This window comes from Nocardia sp. NPDC051832 (genome assembly GCF_040681285.1).
Taxonomy (GTDB): domain Bacteria; phylum Actinomycetota; class Actinomycetes; order Mycobacteriales; family Mycobacteriaceae; genus Nocardia.
In genome coordinates this window covers 688,275-704,175 of sequence record NZ_JBFAYL010000002.1, presented here as the reverse complement: position 1 = coordinate 704,175, position 15,901 = coordinate 688,275, and the positions used below count along the sequence as shown (strand labels likewise).

10 protein-coding genes are annotated in these 15,901 nt (G+C 68.7%); 8 read left to right on the top strand and 2 right to left on the bottom strand.

Features of this window, described 5'->3' with window-relative positions:
- Nucleotides 1-2 precede the first annotated feature (2 nt).
- Together AB0M14_RS13080 and AB0M14_RS13075 are read right to left on the bottom strand one after the other, a co-directional pair.
- Complete coding sequence (locus AB0M14_RS13080) at nucleotides 3-1,259, bottom strand: DUF4192 domain-containing protein (RefSeq protein WP_364993268.1); 1,257 nt, start codon at nucleotides 1,257-1,259, stop codon at nucleotides 3-5.
- Nucleotides 1,260-1,432: 173 nt separating this feature from the next.
- Nucleotides 1,433-2,134, bottom strand: a complete 702-nt coding sequence (locus tag AB0M14_RS13075) for a sensor domain-containing protein (RefSeq protein WP_364993266.1) — start codon at nucleotides 2,132-2,134, stop codon at nucleotides 1,433-1,435.
- 387 nt (nucleotides 2,135-2,521) lie between these two features.
- Between AB0M14_RS13075 and AB0M14_RS13070 the strand changes: the two genes are divergently transcribed.
- The 8 genes from AB0M14_RS13070 to AB0M14_RS13035 all read left to right on the top strand — a co-directional run bounded on the left by AB0M14_RS13070 (nucleotide 2,522) and on the right by AB0M14_RS13035 (nucleotide 15,881).
- Nucleotides 2,522-3,457: a PAC2 family protein gene (locus tag AB0M14_RS13070; protein ID WP_364993262.1), complete on the top strand. Its 936-nt coding sequence runs from the start codon at nucleotides 2,522-2,524 to the stop codon at nucleotides 3,455-3,457.
- A 54-nt stretch (nucleotides 3,458-3,511) separates the two neighbouring features.
- Complete coding sequence (locus AB0M14_RS13065; protein WP_364993260.1) at nucleotides 3,512-6,010, top strand: DUF3516 domain-containing protein; 2,499 nt, start codon at nucleotides 3,512-3,514, stop codon at nucleotides 6,008-6,010.
- Nucleotides 6,011-6,182: 172 nt separating this feature from the next.
- On the top strand, nucleotides 6,183-7,283 hold the full coding sequence (locus AB0M14_RS13060) for a type III PLP-dependent enzyme (RefSeq protein ID WP_364993257.1): 1,101 nt from the start codon (nucleotides 6,183-6,185) through the stop codon (nucleotides 7,281-7,283).
- An 11-nt stretch (nucleotides 7,284-7,294) separates the two neighbouring features.
- Nucleotides 7,295-8,497, top strand: coding sequence for an adenosylmethionine decarboxylase (gene speD, locus AB0M14_RS13055; RefSeq protein ID WP_364995725.1), 1,203 nt, complete (start codon nucleotides 7,295-7,297; stop codon nucleotides 8,495-8,497).
- A gap of 121 nt (nucleotides 8,498-8,618) precedes the next feature.
- The gene (locus tag AB0M14_RS13050) at nucleotides 8,619-9,701 is read left to right on the top strand and encodes an AAA family ATPase (RefSeq protein WP_364993255.1); all 1,083 of its coding nucleotides are present in this window, start codon (nucleotides 8,619-8,621) and stop codon (nucleotides 9,699-9,701) included.
- Nucleotides 9,702-9,707: 6 nt separating this feature from the next.
- A complete protein-coding gene (locus tag AB0M14_RS13045) occupies nucleotides 9,708-12,026 on the top strand; it encodes a DUF5682 family protein (RefSeq protein WP_364993252.1) in 2,319 nt (772 codons plus the stop codon).
- 43 nt (nucleotides 12,027-12,069) lie between these two features.
- On the top strand, nucleotides 12,070-13,191 hold the full coding sequence (locus AB0M14_RS13040; RefSeq protein ID WP_364993249.1) for a VWA domain-containing protein: 1,122 nt from the start codon (nucleotides 12,070-12,072) through the stop codon (nucleotides 13,189-13,191).
- A 1,148-nt stretch (nucleotides 13,192-14,339) separates the two neighbouring features.
- The gene (locus AB0M14_RS13035) at nucleotides 14,340-15,881 is read left to right on the top strand and encodes a hypothetical protein (protein WP_364993246.1); all 1,542 of its coding nucleotides are present in this window, start codon (nucleotides 14,340-14,342) and stop codon (nucleotides 15,879-15,881) included.
- The last annotated feature ends 20 nt before the right edge of the window (nucleotides 15,882-15,901 follow it).

Here is a 15,901-nt window from a genome sequence, read left to right as displayed (position 1 = left end):
CTTCATCGGACCAGCGGTCCGAGATCGATGCCGAGGTCGGCGGCCATCGTGTGACCGCTGCGCCCTACCCGGCGCAGCGGTTCCGGCCGCATTCCCGAGCGCAGACCGGATTCCAGCAGCCCTGCCATGCTGTGGCACGGGTCCGCCGTCAACGCCACGTCCAGGGCCATCCCCGCGAACGGCCCGTCGCCGCGCACATAGGCGCCGTAGCCCAGCAGAGCCGCGGCGTCGGCGCGGTCCGGACCAGGCAGCGCCTGGACCATCCGGATCCACAGCCGTTCGGCCGCGGCGGCGTGATCGGTGAACGCCAGCGCGTACAGCGCACCGCGCACCACTGGTTCCCGCAGCGCGCCAACGAGTTCCGCGATATCGGGCGGTTCGGGCAACGCACCGGCGGCGGTGTGCGCGATCTGCCACAGCACGTTCTCCAGCAGGGCGCGGTGGAAACCGTCCAGCTCGCCGTGCCGCACGGCCCGGACATAGCGGTCCCGCGTGCGCTCCAACGCGGCGCCGAGGTGGGCGGCCACCTGCTCGCAGAGCGCGCGATCCGGCGCGAGCACGGCGGTCATCGCGGTACGCGAGGCGTGGACCGGCCGCCCGTCGAGCACGCTCGCCAGCGCTACCGGCGATTCCGCCGGATCGGGCAGGATGCCCCCGTCCGGCCCGCCCAGCAGTGGCCACCAGTGCTCGCCGCCATCGATCGCCGGCACCGCCCACGCACCCGCCAGCAGCACCTCGTGCGTCGCCAGGCGCTTGTCGAGCGCTGCGATCAGCGCGCTGTGCGACACCGCCCGGGCCTCCCGCCGGGGATGCGCCGCACCGGGCGGCCCTGGCTCGGCCACCCGATCGTCGACGACGACGGCCAGCACCTCCTCGGCTTGTTCGGCGGCACAGATCTGGGACAGGCACTGCGCGATCCCCGCCGCCATCGCCCGTCGGCCGCCCGGTGGTTCCAGATCGAACCGCGCGACGGCATCGATCACCGGGCGCACTCCGGGCGGCAGGCCGGCCCGCAGCACGGCGACGACAAGCGACCGCTGCGGGACGAATCCGAGCATCGGCGGCAACGCCACGATCAACGCACCGGGGTCGGCGATCCGCAGTGGCGACCGCGCCCAGTCCCCGCCCCGATAGAACGGAGTCGGATCGGCGCAGTTCGCCAGCGGTGGCCGGAGGCGGCGCCGCGGAAGCCCGGTGGCGCAGTACGGGTTCGGGGCGCTGTGCCCGAGGGTCGTGGGAAGTTCGGCTGAAGTGGTCATGGGCTGAGCATGCGCCCAGCCGGCGCCGTGGCCGCCGCGGCGACCTGGGCTTTCGGCCGTCCTGGGGACAAGCCGCAGCGTGGGGATAACCGGGCCCGCCGGACTTCGCGCAGCGTCGAATCTGTCAGTGCCGCCTGCTATAACCGTGGTGCGCCTTCTGCGGCCTTGCCCGCTCAGCCCTGTTGGACCTGGTGCACGGTGGTCGTGAACACCTCGTCCAACGCCGCCGTATCCGGCTTCGACGCCCCGAAAGTCATATGGGTGACCGTGATTCGCACATCCCCGACCTGACCGACCAGCGTCTGCATGGACTGGGTCAGCCCGACCCCGCCGATATCGGGAATCACCGTGCGGCGCAACGCGATCGAGTCATCCGCGGCGACCGGCGGCGCCGGATCGAGCTGGGTGGCCACGGTGGTGATCGCGCCGCCCTGGTTGACCCGGATCTCGCCGCAACGGGCGACTTGTTCGCGCAGCGCGGACAACTGCTGGCTGGTCCGCGCCAGCTGGACGGTGACCGTCGCCCGGGCGTCCCCGTCGGTCCCGACGGCGATCGCGGTTTGATCCGGCCCGAAGCGCTGCTCGGGCGGCGCACAGCCGGCCGGATGCACCGCGGCTCCGCGCGCGATCCCGGTCAGATCGCCGGCGGCCTGCGCGGCGGCCTCGGGCGGCAGCACCACCACCGAGTACCGGGCCGGGAACTGCGCTTGGGTCGGCAGTAGGTCTTCGAGGCCCGCGGCCACATGCGCCTGGACGGTCGCCGCCTCCCCCGCGACCGGATGCCCGGCGACAGTCGCGCCACAGCCGGTGAGCAGCACGCAGCCGGCCGCGGCTGCCCCCAGCCACCCCGCGCGTGACGACTCCGGCACACTCACCCGGCCCACTGTGCCAAATCCCCCACCCCGCCCCGCGATGCCACGCCGACTCGTGACCGAGGCGACAGCCCCCGATCGCGGCCGAATCACCGGCAGAGGCTTGAACCGCCGCCGGATCGGGCACTCCCCTAGTCAAACCCCGCCCAGGGCACGTTGTGGCGTAGCTTGCACACCGCCAATTGCGTGCCGCGGGAATGCCGCAGGCGAATTCGCTGTTGCCTCGACGTACGGGTCGGTGTCCACTACCGTGCGCGGTGCTTGTCACCGGCATGGGGGACAATGGACATGGTTGACGCACCGCGCAGTGCAACAACGGGTAACGCTGGGACACCGACGTCCGAGCTACTCGGAAAGCCGGAAAGCGGACCGCGCAGGAAGGAGTACGCGATGGAGCACGAGTCGCGAATGTACGAACTGGAGTTCCCCGCTCCGCAGCTGTCGTCCGACGACGGCTCCGGCCCGGTTCTGGTGCACGGGCTGGAGGGTTTCACCGACGCCGGGCACGCGGTGCGGCTGGCCACCACGCATCTGCGCGAAAGCCTGGAAAGCGAGCTGGTCGCCTCCTTCGACGTCGACGAGTTGCTCGATTACCGCTCGCGTCGTCCCCTGATGACGTTCAAAACCGACCACTTCAGCGATTACGCCGAACCCGAGCTGAATCTGTGGGCGGTCAAGGACACCGACGGCACCCCGTTCCTGCTGCTGGCCGGCATCGAGCCGGATCTGCGCTGGGAGAAGTTCACCACCGCGGTGCGCCTGCTCGCCGAACAGCTGGGCGTGCGCCGCAGCATCGGCCTGTCCGCGATCCCGATGGCGATTCCGCACACCCGTCCGCTGGGCGTCACCGCGCATTCCTCGGATCGTTCGCTGATCAGCGATCATCAGCGCTGGCCGGGCGAGTTGCAGGTGCCGGGCAGCGCGTCCTCGCTGCTGGAGTACCGGATGGCGCAGCACGGGCACGAATCGGTGGGATTCTCGGTGCATGTGCCGCATTACTTGGCGCAGACCGCCTACCCGGAGGCCGCGCAAACCTTGCTGGAGAACGTCGCGGGCAATGCCGGCTTGGCGATTCCGCTGGCCGCGCTAGACGAGGCGGCCGCGCGGGTGCGCGAGCAGGTCAACGAGCATGTCTCGGGCAACTCCGAGGTCGAGACCGTGGTCAACGCGCTGGAGCGGCAGTACGACAGCTTCGTGTCCGCACAGGAACAGCAAACATCGCTGCTGGCCAGCGACGAGGAACTGCCCAGCGGTGATGAGCTGGGTGCGGAGTTCGAGAAGTTCCTCGCCGAGCAGGGCGGCTACGACGGAGACAGCGCCAAGTAACCTGGATCCGTCCCTGATCGGGCCACCCGCCGGGTGGCCCGTAGGGTGGAACGAGTGGATCTGACCGAACTGCTCGAGATACCGGGGACCGACGCCGACGCCCTCTATGAATCCTTCGCCCTCTGGGCGGACGAACAGGGCACCCCGCTCTATCCCGCGCAGGAAGAAGCGATCATGGAGCTGGCCTCCGGATCCAACGTCATCCTCGCCACCCCCACCGGTTCCGGTAAGTCTCTGGTCGCCGTCGGCGCGCATCTGTTCGCGCTGACCCGGGGCCTGCGCACCTACTACACCGCCCCGATCAAAGCCCTGGTCAGCGAGAAGTTCTTCGCCCTGTGCGAGGTGTTCGGCGCCGACCAGGTCGGCATGGTGACCGGCGACGCCGCCGTCAACGCCGACGCGCCCATCATCTGCGCCACGGCCGAGATCCTGGCGAATCTGGCGTTGCGCGAAGGCGCGGCCGCGCAGGTCGGCCAGGTCGTGATGGACGAATTCCACTTCTACGCCGATCCCGATCGCGGCTGGGCCTGGCAGGTGCCGCTGATCGAGCTGCCGAACGCCCAATTCCTGCTGATGTCGGCCACTCTGGGCGAAGTCGACTTCTTCGCGAAGGATCTCGAGCGCCGCACCGGCAACGCCACCGCGATCGTCGCGGGCACCGAACGCCCGGTGCCGCTGAGCTTTTCCTACGCCCGCACGCCGATCACCGAGACTTTGGAAGACCTGGTCACCACCAACCAGTCGCCGGTCTATGTCGTGCACTTCACCCAGGCCGCGGCGCTGGAACGCGCGCAGGCACTGACCAGCGTCAACTTCTCCTCTCGCGCCGAAAAGGACGCGATCGCGACGGCATTGGGAGATTTCCGTTTCGCTTCCGGCTTCGGCAAGACGCTCTCGCGACTGATCCGCCACGGCATCGGCGTGCACCACGCGGGCATGCTGCCGAAGTACCGCCGTCTGGTGGAGCGGCTCGCCCAGGAGGGTCTGCTCAAGGTCGTCTGCGGCACCGACACGCTCGGCGTCGGCATCAACGTCCCGATCCGCACGGTGCTGCTGACCGGCCTCACCAAGTACGACGGCGTCCGCACCCGCCGCCTGAAGGCCCGCGAGTTCCATCAGATCGCCGGACGCGCGGGCCGCGCCGGCTTCGACACCATGGGTACCGTCGTCGTGCAGGCGCCGGAGCACGAGGTGGAGAACACCAAACGCATGGCGAAGGCGGGCAACGACCCGGTCAAGCAGAAGCGCGTGCAGCGCACCAAGCCGCCCGCCGGTTTCGTCTCCTGGAGCGAGGAGACTTTCGACCGTCTCGTGGCCGCGCAGCCGGAGCCCATGGTGTCGCGATTCAATGTCACCAACGCCATGCTGCTCAACGTGATCGCCCGGCCCGGCAACTGTTTCGACGCTATGCGGCATCTGCTGGAAGACAATCACGAACCGCGTCCGGCGCAGCGCAAGCACATCCTGCGCGCCATCCGCCTCTATCGGGCGTTGCGCGATGCCGGTGTCGTGCAACAGCTTCCGGAACCCGACGCGCAAGGCCGCCGGGCCCGGCTCACCGTCGACCTGCAACGTGATTTCGCGCTCGACCAACCGCTGTCCCCGTTCGCGCTGGCCGCTTTCGACCTCCTGGACAAGGAGTCACCCACCTACACCCTCGATGTGATTTCGCTCATCGAATCGACGCTCGAGGATCCGCGTCAGCTGCTGATGGCGCAACAGCACAAAGCGCGCGGTGTGGCGATCAACGAGATGAAGGCCGACGGCATCGAGTACGACGAGCGCATGGAGCTGCTCGAAGAGGTCACCTGGCCGAAACCGCTGGCCGAGCTGATCGAGCCGGCCTATGAGACCTACCGCGCGGGCCACCCGTGGATCTCGGAATACGCGCCGTCGCCGAAATCGGTGGTGCGCGACATGATCGACCGTTCGATGACCTTCGCCGAACTCATCTCGCACTACGAGCTGGCCCGCTCCGAAGGCGTCGTGCTGCGCTACCTCGCCGACGCCTACCGCGCGCTGCGCCGCACCGTCCCGGATTCCGCGCGCACCGAGGAGCTCGACGACATCACCGAATGGCTCGGCGAGCTGATCCGCCAAGTGGATTCGAGCCTGCTCGACGAATGGGAGCAGCTGACCAATCCGGGTGCGGAGACCGACGCGAACCAGGTCGCCTTCGGCGCGGAGTCGGTGCGCCCGATCACCGCCAACGAACGCGCCTTCCGCGTGATGGTCCGCAACGCGATGTTCCGCCGCGTCGAACTGGCGTCACTGCGCCGCTGGTACGACCTGGAGGCGCTGGGCGCCGGGCCGGGCTGGGCAGCCGACCTCGCGCCGTACTTCGAGGAGTACGAGCGCATCGGCATCGGCCCCGACGCCCGCGGCCCGCAACTGTTCCAGGTCGAACCGCGACCGGGGTTCTGGCATGTCAGGCAGACCCTGGACGATCCCGCCGGCGACCACGGCTGGGCGCTGGAGGCGGTGGTCGATCTGGCCGAGTCCGACGCGGCCGGGGAAGTGGTATTCGACGAGGTCACGGTCTCGGCAGGCTGACCTTCGGCCCCTGCGGACCGGACCGCCCGAGCCGCCTCCCGGAGCGTGACGCAGGCGACCGCCGTCCGGTTGGTTTTTCCTGGCCAACCTTGTGTAGTGTCGCGCACTGTTGCCTTCCCCCGGCCCTGTGTGCCTGACCGAAAAGAGTTCCCTTAGATTGGCCGATCGAAACGTGCTCGAATCACCCCGTCTGGTTATCGAGCTGAACCGGGTCCGCGCGAACTATCGCGCCTTGCGAGCCGCCTTACCCGCGGCGCGAATTCGCTTCGCCGTCAAGGCCAGTCCGGTGCCGGAGATCATCCGGCTCCTGAACGACGAGGGCGCCGAGTTCGACGTCGCCAGCATCGGGGAGATCGAGCTCTGCCGCGCGCAAGAGGTCGATCCGGCCGTCCTGTGCTACGGCAATCCGATCAAGAAGTCCGCCGACATCGCCCGCGCCTATGCGCTCGGGGTACGCCGCTACGCCTTCGATACCGAGGACGACCTGCTGCGCATCGCCGAGCACGCGCCGGGCACCGAGGTCGAGTGCCGCTTCCTGGCCTCGACGCCGGCCTCCACCACCCCGTTCGGCACCAAGTTCGGCTGCGCGCCGGGTGAGGCGCTGCGGCTGCTGGTGCGGGCGCGCGATCTCGGCCTGATCGTCGCGGGGCCGTACTTCCATGTCGGCTCGCAGCAGACCGATCCGCGGGCCTGGCGGATCGGCATCGAGGAGGCGGCGACGATCTCGAATACCTTGGCGGACAAGGGTATCGAAGTTCGATCGGTGAATATCGGTGGCGGACTGCCGATTCCGTACGCCACTCCGGCCCCTGAACTCGGCGAGATCGCGACAGTGGTGCAGACCGCGGTCGCCGAGTTCCTGCCCGCCGGCGCCGGCCTCGTGGTCGAACCCGGCCGCGCCCTGGTCGGCAACGCGGGCGTCATCCATGCCGAGGTCATCGGCATTCGCATCGCGCCGGATGCCCGGCGCTGGGTGTATCTCGACATCGGCCGCTACAACGGTATGGCCGAGACAGAGAACGAGTACATCGCCTACCGATTCGTCACCGAAAGAGACGGCGACCCCGTCGACGACGCGGTAGTAGCCGGTCCGACCTGTGACGGCGACGATGTGCTGTATCAGCGCACGAAGGTCCAACTCCCGACCTCGTTGCGTGCCGGTGATCGTATCCAGATCCTCGATACCGGCGCCTATACCGCGAGTTACTCGTCGGTGTCCTTCAATGGTTTTCCGCCCTTGACCGTTCATGTCTCGGGCGCTGAGCGAGAGTGAGTTTGCCTACTATGACGGCGGATTTCACCGGCTGGCACGTGCTGGCCGAGTTCGGTGGTGTCGACGCGACCCTGTGCGACGACCTCGAACGACTCGAATCGGCGTTGAAAGAGTCTCTGATCGCGGCGGGCGTCACCATCTGCGAAGTCGTACACAAGAAGTTCGATCCGCAGGGGGTGACCGTCCTCGCGCTGTTGTCGGAGTCCCACGCCTCGATTCACACTTATCCGGAGTCCGGCGACATTTTCGTCGATGTCTTCACCTGCGGCAGTATCGGCGCGGGCGCGACGAAGGCCGTCGAACTACTACGAGACAAGCTCGAGCCCAAAGATGTCCGGATGCAGGTCATCCAGCGCGGGCACGGCGCCGAGAAGATCCGTGAGCCGGTCGGCGAAGGCCTGACGCGGATCTGGGATCTCAACGAGGTCATCGTCGACACCAATACGCCCTACCAGCACATGGTGATCGCCAAGACCGACCAGGGCGTCAGCTTGTTCTCCGACGAGGATCGCCAGTCCACCGAGTTCTCCCAGCTCACCTACCACGAGGCGATGCTCGTGCCCGGGTATGTGCTGGCCGAGAAGCTGGACAAGGTGCTGATCATCGGGTCCGGCGAAGGTGTCGCCTCGCAGTTGTCGGCGGCGGCGGGCGCCTCGCTGGTCGACCATGTCGACATCGATCAGCTCGAGGTCGAGCTGTGCGCCGAGCATCTGCCCTACGGGTACACCCAGGCCGATCTGGCCGCGGCGGTCGCCCACGAAGGCCCGATCAAGATGCACTACGCCGACGGCTGGGATTTCCTGGCGCGCGCGGAAGCGGCCGGCACCGAGTACGACATGATCATCATCGATCTGCCGGACGAGCGCGTCGAGGACGCGCAGCACAACCGGCTCTACGAGGACGAGTTCCTGCAGCGCTGTAAGTCGCTGCTGGCCGAGGGCGGCGTGCTCGCCGCACAGGCCGGCTGTCAGACCATGTGGCGCAACGAGACGCTGAAGCGTTCCTGGGATCGGTTCCACAAGCTGTTCGACACGGTGGTGCCCTACGCCAGCGACGAGCACGAGTGGACCTTCCTGTTCGGTGTCGCCAAGCCGATCGCGGATCCGGTCGCGCAGATGACCGCGCGACTGGCGACGCTGCCGTACCGTCCGGAAACCATGGACGCGCGGGCGCTGCTGCGCGGGTCGATCGAACCGTACGCACTGCGCAAGTAGCGCTGTCTCTATCTCTCAGGGCCCGTACGGAATGCCGTGCGGGCCCTGAGCTTTGGCCGGGTCGTCGCGCTTGTCGGTGCCTGCGGCTATGTTCGCTGTCGAGCAGACAGAGGGGACAGCGATGACCGCGACCGAAACCCGGCAACGACCGCCCGCCGAACAGCGGTGGGCCGCGGATCTGGCGTTGCTGCGCGAGCGGGATGCCGCGCCGCGTCCGCCGGGCTGGCAGCTGTCGGTCGATGCCGCCAAGCGGTTCATCGTCGGCGATCCGGCGCTGGGTATCGAGCGCAAGTTCGTCGGTGACGCCTCCTTGATCGATCGGGCGCTGGTCTCGCTGGCCACGACCCGCGGCCTGCTGCTGACCGGTGAGCCGGGTACGGCGAAATCGCTGCTTTCCGAGCTGCTTTCGGCCGCAATCTCCGGCGATTCGACGCTCACCATTCAGGGCGGGGCCGCCACCACCGAGGACCAGATCCGCTACGGCTGGAACTACGCACTGCTGGTGTCGGAGGGGCCCTCGGAACGATCGCTGGTGCCCGCGCCGATGCTGCGGGGTATGCGCGCAGGCAAGATCGTGCGCTTCGAGGAGCTCACCCGATGCCCGCTGGAGGTGCAGGATTCGATCCTGTCGCTGCTCTCGGATCGAGTGCTCGCGGTGCCGGAGCTCGGCGAAATGGCTTATGCGGTCGAGGGTTTCAATGTGATCGCCACCGCCAATACGCGTGACCGCGGGGTCAACGAGATGAGTGCCGCGCTCAAGCGCCGCTTCAACTTCGAGACCGTCTTCCCGATTCCGGATCTGCGCACCGAGCTCGCGCTGGTCGAAGCCGAGGCCACCGCGCTGCTGCGGCGTTCCGGCGTGCCGCAGGCTCCGCCGCGCGAGGTGCTCGAGGTGCTGGTCACCACCTTCCGCGAACTCCGATCGGGCGCGACCGATTCCGGTGACGCGCTGGACCGCATGTCGGCGGTGATGAGTACCGCCGAGGCGGTTTCGGTGGCGCACGCGGTCGGGCTGCGCGGCTGGTATCTGCGCGGCGAGCCGGGCGATGCCGCCGATATCGTCGCCTGCCTGTCGGGCACCGCCGCCAAGGACAACCCCGACGATCTCGCCCGGGTGCGCCGCTACCTGGAACAACAGGTTCCCCGCAAGCGCGGCCCAGCCTGGAAAGCGTTGCACGACGCCAGATTCGGCCTGCCCGGCTGAGCCGCCATGCCCGTCACCTTCCTCGGCGTCCGCCATCACAGCCCGGCCTGCGCCCGGCTGGTTCGCGACACCATCCGCACGCTCCGGCCCGCCCACGTACTCGTCGAGGGCCCCGCCGACATGAACGACCGCCTCGACGAACTGCTCCTCGGTCACGAGCTTCCGGTGGCGGTGTTCACCAGCTACCGCGACGACGACACCCGCCAGCTGTCCTGGGCGCCGCTGTGCGACTACTCCCCCGAATGGGTAGCCCTCACCGAGGGCCGCGCGGCCGGCGCGGAGGTCCGCTTCATCGACCTCCCCGCCTGGCATCCCGCCTTCGCCGAACTCGAAAACCGTTACGCGGACGCCGAACGGCGCTACGAGCAAGCCCTCGACCGGCTGTGCCGCGAATTCGCGGTCGACAACATCGACACCCTCTGGGACCACCTCTTCGAAACCGCCCCCGCCGATCTCACCGACCGCCTCACCACCTACTTCGACCTGCTCCGCGGCGACGATGAGGCTTCCCCGAGCGACCTCGCCCGCGAGGAGTACATGAGCCAATGGATCGACGTGGCCGTCGCCGACGCTGGTGAGCGCCATGTCGTCGTCGTGACCGGTGGCTTCCACCGCCCCGCTCTACTCCGCCGGCACACCAGCGGCACAGGTATCGATAAGACCCGCCGCGATCGCGAAGCCGCTCCCACCCGGTGGCCCGTCATACCGGCGTTCCCGCAAAACGCGGTCGGCGGAAGCTATCTCGTCCCGTTCAGCTTCCGCCGACTGGATGCCTTCGCGGGCTACCAATCCGGAATGCCCTCGCCCGCCTACTATCAGCGCCTCTGGAGTGACGGAGCCGAGCATGCCGCCGACACCATCACGGAGGCGGTGGTCACCCGGCTGCGCGGCCGAGGCCAGACCGTATCGACGGCCGACCTGATCGGCGCGCGCGCGTTGACACTCGGATTGAGCCGACTACGCGGGCATTCCGCACCCGCCCGCACCGATGTACTCGACGGACTGGCCGGAGCGTTGATCAGCGAGGCGTTGGATCGACCGCTGCCGTGGACCGGGCGAGGCCGGCTGCGACCAGGCACCGACCCGGTGGTAGTCGAGATGGTCGCGGCACTCTCGGGTGACACCGTCGGCCGGTTGCATCCCCGCACCCCACATCCTCCGCTGGTGCACGACGCCGCAAGACAGTTGGAACGCTGCGGTATTCCGGACGGCGGGCGGCTCGATCTCGACCTGACCACTCCCGCCGGGCTGGACGCGAGCCGAGTACTGAATCAGCTTCGGGTGCTGGAGATCCCCGGTTTCCAGCGGGTCGGCGGTCCACGCCCGGGGCAGGCCCCGCAGCTCACCGAAACATGGGAGATCACCGAATCACCCCAGCGCCTGCCCGCGTTGATCGAGGCCGGGGCGCTCGGCGCCTCCTGTTCGGAGGCGGCGGCCACTCGACTCGGTGACCAGTTCGGCGACGGCGCGGATCCGGCCGCGCTCGCGACGGCGTTGTTCGACGCCGTGCTGTGCGGATTGTCCGGGCTGGCCGAGCAGCTCGTCGCCACGGTCCGGGATTCCATCGAAACTCTCGGCGATACCACGGGTCTCGGTCAGCTGCTGGGCGTGGCCCTCGGATTGTGGCGGCACGACCGTGTCTTCGGTACCAGTGGTGCGGCGACCCTGGCCGTCGTGATCGATGCGGCGGTCGTGCGGCTGCTGTGGCTGATCGAAGGCATCCGGGGCGGCCCGGCCCCCGCCGACGACGGCCAGCTGCACGCGCTGATCGCGGTCCGCGACTCGATGCTGCACGCCGAGCGAGTGCTGACCGTGCCGCGAGTCGACCTGGTCGGCGTATTCCATCGCTGCACCGCCGACGACCGCCCACCGGCATTGCGCGGCGCTGCCGTCGGAATGGTGACTGTTCTCGCTCCGAACGACGCCGCCGACCTGTCCCGCGCGATCCGGTCCGCCTCGCCCCCGACGCTCCTCGGTGATTTCCTGACCGGGCTGTTCGCCGTGGCCCGCGAACAGGTCCACTCGGATTCCGCTGCCATCCAGAGCAATCCGAACCTGCTCACCGTCCTGGACGAGCTGATGGCCGGCTACGACCCCGACGACTTCCTCACCGCCCTACCTGCTTTGCGCTTGGCCTTCGCCTGGTTCCCACCCCGCGAACGCGCCGCCATCGCCACCCGCCTGCTCGCTCACCGCGGCCTGTCCGGCTCCGGCGACGCCATGCTCCGCCTGCGCGCCGACCCCGCCCTCCTGGCGAGATCCCACGCCGTCGAAGCCCGCGTCGACGAACTCCTCAGCGCCCACGGCCTACTCGACGATGCATAACTTTCCCCCGACTCTTACACCACAGACTTTCGAGGAGGCGCGGGTGACCGAGATCGATCCGGTACTGGAGCGGTGGCGGCTGGTTCTCGGCGCCGCCGCAGCCGGTTTGAACAGCGGTGCGGTGGGTGCCGTCGCAGGCCGGCAGGATGCGGCGCTGGACTGGTTGTACGAACGCGACGGCGAACTGGATCAGCGGGATGTGCGCCGCTCCGCGGGCAGCGGCCCCTCGCCGGTCACCGCCGTCGACTGGCTCGACAGCATCCACCGGCTGTTCCCCAAGTCCACCATCGAACGGCTGGAACGAGATGCCGTGCAGCGCTATGGGTTACACGAGGTCATCACCGATCCCGGTGTCCTGGAGCGGCTGGAACCGAACGCGTACCTGCTCGGCGCGGTCCTGCGCACCAAACACCTGATGAACCCGGAGGTGCTGCGCCTCGCGCGCCGCATCGTCGAGCAGGTGGTGCGCGAACTGATGGAGAAGCTCGCCGCCGAGATCCGCACCAGCTTCCACGGCTCCCGCTCGCGCCGCCCGAGCCGCATGCCCCGCGCCGCCGACTTCGACTTCCCGAAAACGGTGCGCACCAACCTCGCCCACTATCGCCCCGCCGAACGCAAGCTCTACGTCGAAACCGCGCATTTCCGGTCTCGCACCCGCCGCCACCTGGATCGCTGGCAGGTGATCCTGCTGGTCGACCAATCCGGTTCGATGGTCGAATCGGTCATCCACTCCGCCGTCACCGCCGCCTGCCTCTGGGGCCTGCCCGGCATCGACACCCACCTGATCGCCTTCGACAGCAACATCGTCGACCTCACCGCCGAGGTAGACGACCCCGTCGAACTCTTGCTGCGCGTCCAGCTCGGCGGCGGCACCGACATCGCCCGCGCCCTCGCCTACGCCGCCCAGCTCGTCCAGCAGCCCCGCCGCACCATCATTGCCGTCATCAGCGACTTCTACGAAGGCGGCGACCCCGCCTGGCTCATCCGCACCGCCGCCGAACTGGTCGCCGATGGCACCATCGTCCTCGGCCTGGCCGCCCTGGACGAACAAGCCGACCCCGCCTTCGACCGCGCCACCGCCCAGCGCCTGGCCGACGTGGGCGTCCACGTCGGCGCCATGACCCCCGGCGAACTGGCCACCTTCATCGCCGAAACCATCGGATAACCATGCGCCCCGACCTCCTGGCCCTCACCGACGACTCCCTCATCTCCCTCGCCAACCGCGGCATCCTCAAACGCGCCCGCAAGGAAAACGCCACCACCCCACCCGAACTCACCGAATCCCCCGACGGAACCCTCCACGCCACTTTCCCCGACGGCACCCAAGCCACCCTCCCCACCGGCACCACCATCGACACCGCCCATTGCACCTGCGGCGCCACAACCCTGTGCCGCCACCGCGTCATGGCAGTCCTGGCCTACCGCAATTTCGCCCACCCCACCGATCCGCCGCCGACCACGCCATCTCACACACCGGTACCGCATGAACCGGCACCGGAAACAAATCCGGATTCGAGTGGCCACACCCCACCCGCCCCCAACCAGGCCGGACAACCTGCTCCGCACACGACATCAGAGAGCGACCTCAGCGAACAACCGAGCCCATCCACGACCTCCCATAGCGAGCACGCCGATCCGCGTGCCTTGAGCAGTGACTTTCCTCAAAGCGCCAAACATGCTCGTCCGCAGGCATTGTCGGGGGGCGACGGTCAGTCCGACTCGGCGATCCCGGCTCATCGCACAGGGCGGCCCGACTCACAACCACAATCTGGTGACGGCGCCGACAGTCATTCCAGTCCGCCGACCACTGACGACAGAGCCGGATTCCGGAATCCCTCGACAATTCCGGCGGGTGCGACAACCGATCAGTGGCCTAGCACCTCATTGCCCGCTGACGGAACCGACCGCGGCAGCCAATCCAGCTCGACGATCGATGCTCAGCGCACCAGGCGACTCGACCCACAGCCACAATCTGATGGTGGCGCCGACGGTCGTTCCAGTCCGCCGACCGTTGACGACGGAGGCGGATTTCGGAATCCCTCGGCGATTTCGGGTGGTGCGAGGACCGGTCAATGGTCTGGTGCCACTCCGCGCGCTGCCGGAACTGACCTGGACGAACGGCCTGGCATCATCGCGGCCGAATCCGTCGCAGCGTATGGGGACGGTGTTGTTTCAGGTGCAGTGGTCGACCAGCATTCGAACGGCCGGGAGTGGTCGCCGGGGGAGTTCACCGATGGCGAGTTGCGGACGGCGTTGGGGGCTAGGCCCTTCGGTGTCGCGACTCGTGCTCGCCGTAATGGGTATCGAGCGCGGGTGCGGCGGGCGACTGCCGGTGATCCGGTGCCTTCGGTGGAGCTCGCGTCGGTGACGGTGCGGTTCCTGGTTCCGCGCGATTTGGGGTATGCGCGGGCCGATGCGGCGCGGGGTGCTCGGGCGGATGCGATCGCGTTGGCGGTTTGGGCGTTTCAGGTCGCGGATTCGGTTGATCGCGGGGCTGAATCGGTGGAGGTGACGGTTGGGGCGGCTGCGGATGGGGTGGCGGCGGTGACGGCGGCGGGGTCGGTGCTGGGGCCGCTCGGTGATCTGCTTGCTGATGGTGTGGTGCATTCCGGGGGGCAGCTTCCGGCGATTTTCGCTGCCGCGCAGCGTGATCTGGATCGTGCGGGGGCTCGCTGGCCGCATGACGCACTCGGTGATCTGCTCGATCAGTTGGCGGCGTACACCGCACGCAGCGCCCGCCACGATCCGCTTCACACCGCGGCTCTGGTCGCTGAACTCGTTGCGCGCCACCGTGCCAGCAGGCGGGATTGGGTGCCCGCGTTGGGTACCGAGGAGCCCGCGCAGACGCCGCTGCGCCACCTTCGCCTGACCGGCTTGGGGGCGCAGGTTCGCGGTGACGCCGAATCCCGCAGTGTGGAGGTCTATCTCGCGCATACCGAGGCCCGCATCGTGTTGACCCTGCCGCACACGATCACCGCCACCGACGGCCAGGAACTGCCCGACGCGACTGTTCTGGGCGCTCGCCGCACCGGCCCGGCCCGGCTGGCCGAGTACGCGGCCGGAAACGTGGTCACCGAAAGCGCCACCCGGTCGGCGAATCGCACCGTGCGCCTGGCGAACAACCGGATCGCCCGCACCTCGGTGCTGCCGTCGGCCGGAAACTGGGAGAACCTGCCGCCCGAACTGCTGATCGGCGATCTCACGGCCGAATCCGCCCGCCTCGCAACCCTTCCGCCCGCACTCATTCGCCCGCGAGTGCGGGGCGAATCCGTCCGCGCCCTGGTCGTCGACTCGGTCGAGGACGTTCACTACCTCCCCGCCGAACAACGGCTCCTGGCCCGCCTGCACGGCCCGGTCGGCAGCGTCCTCGCCCACTACACCCACTCCACCGCCGCAGCGGGCGCCATCGACGCCCTCACCCAAGCCTTCTCCGGCATCCACGGCCCGATCCGCTACATCGCGGGCCCGCTCGAACGCCACGCCGGCCAACTCACCGTCACCCCCACCGCCGTCGTAGCCGGCACCACCGTGATCGTCCCGGCATTCGCCCAAGCCACCACCCTGGAAACCCCGACTTCCCCTCTCCCGCAACCGGATCCCCTATCCGCTGCCCTCACCTCCGCCCTCTCCTGCACCGCCGAACTCATCCACCGCGGCACCCGCCACCTCCCACCCAGCTGGTCCACCCGCGCCGCCGAATCGGCCGCCACCCTCCGCCGCGCCGGATTCACCACCGCCGCAACCTCTCTCGACGCCCTGCGAGCCGCGATCAGCCCCGACTCCCCACCCCTACCCACCCTCGCAACCTGGGCCGACACCCACCTGCGCCTCCTGCTCACCGCCGAACAACTCTGACCACCCGTCTCTGCCTGGCC